At 71.7% G+C, this 2,930-nt stretch carries 3 protein-coding genes; 2 read left to right on the forward strand and 1 reads right to left on the reverse strand.

All coding sequences use genetic code 11. The annotated features are described in order from the left end of the window. Positions 1-194 precede the first annotated feature (194 nt). Together FOE67_RS21480 and FOE67_RS21485 are read left to right on the forward strand one after the other, a co-directional pair. A complete protein-coding gene (locus tag FOE67_RS21480; protein WP_182666484.1) occupies positions 195-560 on the forward strand; it encodes a nuclear transport factor 2 family protein in 366 nt (121 codons plus the stop codon). A 222-nt stretch (positions 561-782) separates the two neighbouring features. Beyond that, positions 783-953, forward strand: coding sequence for a hypothetical protein (locus FOE67_RS21485; protein WP_182666485.1), 171 nt, complete (start codon positions 783-785; stop codon positions 951-953). 428 nt (positions 954-1,381) lie between these two features. Here the strand turns inward: FOE67_RS21485 and FOE67_RS21490 are convergent, their stop codons facing one another. Continuing rightward, positions 1,382-2,893 carry a DUF1996 domain-containing protein gene (locus tag FOE67_RS21490; RefSeq protein ID WP_182666486.1) on the reverse strand — a complete coding sequence of 504 codons (1,512 nt, stop codon included), beginning with the start codon at positions 2,891-2,893 and terminating at the stop codon, positions 1,382-1,384. Positions 2,894-2,930: the final 37 nt, after the last annotated feature.

The raw sequence follows: 2,930 nt of genomic DNA on the forward strand, positions 1-2,930 counted from the left end.
CTCGCCCTCCCCTCGCGACGGAACCCGGCCGGTTTCGGCGCGGGCCCGGCCCCGATCGGGACGCCCCGATTCCCGCTTCCCCGGCGCCCGGTGTCCCCGAACAGCGCCGGCCCGGCGGGGTCCCGGCCCGGGGCCGGCGCGCCACCGTGGCTTCCCCCGCACCCCGGGGAGGCAGGGGTCCGTAGGATTCCCGCATGACGGATGAGAACGAGGAGGCCGTTCGGGCGGCCGTCGACGGGGAGCTGTCGCTCCTCGATCCCGGGGTGCGGGCGTCCCCTGGCCGGGTCCTGGAACTCCTGGACCCGGAGTTCACCGAGATCGGCGCCTCCGGGCGTCCGTGGAACGTCGAAACGATCCTCACCGTGACGGGTGACGGTTCGGTGACCCCGGATTCCCCCGTCGAGGTCGACGGGATGCGGGGAGCGGTTCCCGCCCCCGGCCTCGTCCACCTGACCTACCTCACCTCCCACCGGGGCCGCCGGGTGCGGCGGAGTTCCCTGTGGCGCCTGACGGACACGGGATGGCGCCTGTGGTTCCACCAGGGCACCCCGACCGGGTGAGCCGGGCCGACCGCCGCGGCGGACCTCCCCGGCTCGGAACCCGGGACGGAGGGAAACCCGGTGGTCGTCCTCCCGACCGGTGTGTGGGTCCTCGTTCCGACCGTCACCGGAGGAAACGGGGACGCCGAGGACCCGTGACGAGGCGCCGGCGGAACTCGACCTCCTCGGGATGGTGAGGGCGTTCGGTGCCACGTCGGCTCCGACCGCCTCATCCGGGCGGGGTTGGACGCGCTGATCGCCGGGGTCGAGAGCCTCTCCCCCGCCGAGTTGGCCGGCCTGCCGCGGATCGGGGAACCGGGGGCACCGGAGCTCTTCGACCGGGTGTTGGAGGAGTTGGGGCTGTTCTTCCGCCCGCCCGCCGACCCCCTCGCGGCGAAGTACACGATGATGTGATGATGCGGGGAATCGCCGATCGAATGGTCGCGGGGTCCCCGATCCGGTGATCGGTCTCGATCTCCTCGACCGGGAGCTCATGTGGGACCCCGACCTCCCCGGGGAGTGGACATCACTTCTCCACCACGCACACGACTTTCGTCCATGGGATGAGAGTCGGGGCGTCTCCCCCGAGGAGCTGAAGAGGGAGGTCGGAAGAGGGAGGTCGTGGAGGCGGCACGGCGGGTCGTGGCCGAACGGCCACCCGAGGGGGCCGAGAGCTGACGGCTCCCTCCCCCGGCGGACCCGGACTCCCGCGGGTTCCGGACACGGCGGAGCCGCCCCGGGGCGACGGGGTCGTCATCGCCCCGGGGCGGCGGTTCGGGTCGGGGCCCGAGGGCCCCGACCCGAGCGGGTTCAGCGCCGGTGTACCGGCTGCCGGCCGGAGGTCACTCCGGGCCGCACCGCTGTCCGCTGTTCACACACTCCACCAGCGTGTCCATCTGCTCGTCGGTCATGACGTTGATGAAGTCGCTGTGGTCGGTGATCGGCTTGTGCAACTGCTCGGGGAAGCTGTCCACCGCGTACACGGCACCCGGGGGGATGTCGTAGGTGATGCGGTGCACCAGCTGCGGGATGGCCACGAATCCGTCGGCACAGCTGCCGTCCTCGCGGACGTAGTCCACGTGGGTGCGGTGGTTGGCGCTGTCGGCGTTCTCACCGTCCCAGCAGCTCTGGAACTCGAAGGTGCGCACCACGCTGCTGCCCTCGGGGCAGATCGGGTACCGGTCGGTCAGCTGCCGGTCCTCGAAGCCGGTGCAGCTCCACGAGGAGTTGGCGTTGGCCGTGCCGTTGGTGAAGGCCCGCGCGTCACCGGTGATGATGCGCAGGAAGCGCGGCATCGCCGTGACCTCGCTCAACGGGTTGCCCCGGAACTGGATGGTGACGGTCTCGGGGGTGAGGATGGTGCCGATGTTGCCGTCCAGGCCGCCGCCGGGCTGGTCGACGTCCTGCTCGTCGGTCCCGTCCTGGATCCGGATGACCGGCCAGTAGTGGGTGGAGCGGTCGCCGTTGGTGCAGGTGGTGTCGGCGGCCTCGAGGCTCTCGTTGGTGGAGAAGGCGTCGGTGGAGACGTTGCCCACGTAGTCGTGCATGTGGTGGGCGCCGTTGCTCACGCCGGGGGCGACGATGACGTTGTCGGAGTTGTAGCGGCCCTCCTCGTTGCGGCCGCACTCCAACAGCAGGGTGCCGGTGGAGGCGTTCTCACCGAGGACCGGCTCGTTGACGTTGGGCGCCACGGTGGTGATGTCGACGAAGTCCTCGGGCACGGGACCGTTCTCGATGGGCTCGCCGCTGTCGTCGCCCTCGCCCTCACCGACACCGCCGATGCCCTCGCCGACGCCACCGATCTCCTCGCCCTCGCCCTCGCCGCCCTCGACGGGCGGCGGCTCCGGGTTCCCGCCCGGTCGGCCGCGCTGGAAGTCGCAGCCGGCCAGGCCGCGCAGGTGGTCGGGGCTCTCGGTGACCGAGCCCAGGGTGCGCACGATGCGGCCGATGGTGAAGGAGCGCTTGTTCTCCAGCTTCGTCATCACCCGCCGGGGGTTGCCGCGCTGGCGGGCCAACTGACGGTAGGCAACCGCGAGTTGGGCATCGAGCCGGGAGAGTTCGCGGTCCACCCGGGCCCGCACGTCGTCCGGGACGTCCTCCAACTGGTCGCCGACGTTCGGGCAGCTGATGGTGCCGTGCCATGCCTGACCGCGGGTCTGCTCGCGCGCGGTGTCACGCTGCTTGTTGCCGGCCGAGGCGTACTGGGTGGCGATCACGGTCCCGGCGGCTCCGACCGCCAGGGTGGTCACCAGGACGGTGAGCCGGGTGGTCAGTCCTCGGCGTTTGTGGCCCCGGTTCCGCCGGCCGCCGCCACGGCCCGCGGTTTCCCGGGTGTCACTCGTGTCGTCCCTCATGGGTCGCTCCGTTGTCGTGGGGAAGGGAGGGGGGTGG

Source organism: Streptomyces calidiresistens, from assembly GCF_014141525.1.
Classification (GTDB): Bacteria; Actinomycetota; Actinomycetes; order Streptomycetales; family Streptomycetaceae; genus Streptomyces; species Streptomyces calidiresistens.

What these genes read in the sequence shown, in the direction of transcription:
- FOE67_RS21480 (WP_182666484.1), top strand. Translation starts at nt 195, where the DNA reads ATGACGGATGAGAACGAGGAGGCCGTTCGGGCGGCCGTCGACGGGGAG.
- FOE67_RS21490 (WP_182666486.1), bottom strand. Translation starts at nt 2,893, where the DNA reads ATGAGGGACGACACGAGTGACACCCGGGAAACCGCGGGCCGTGGCGGC.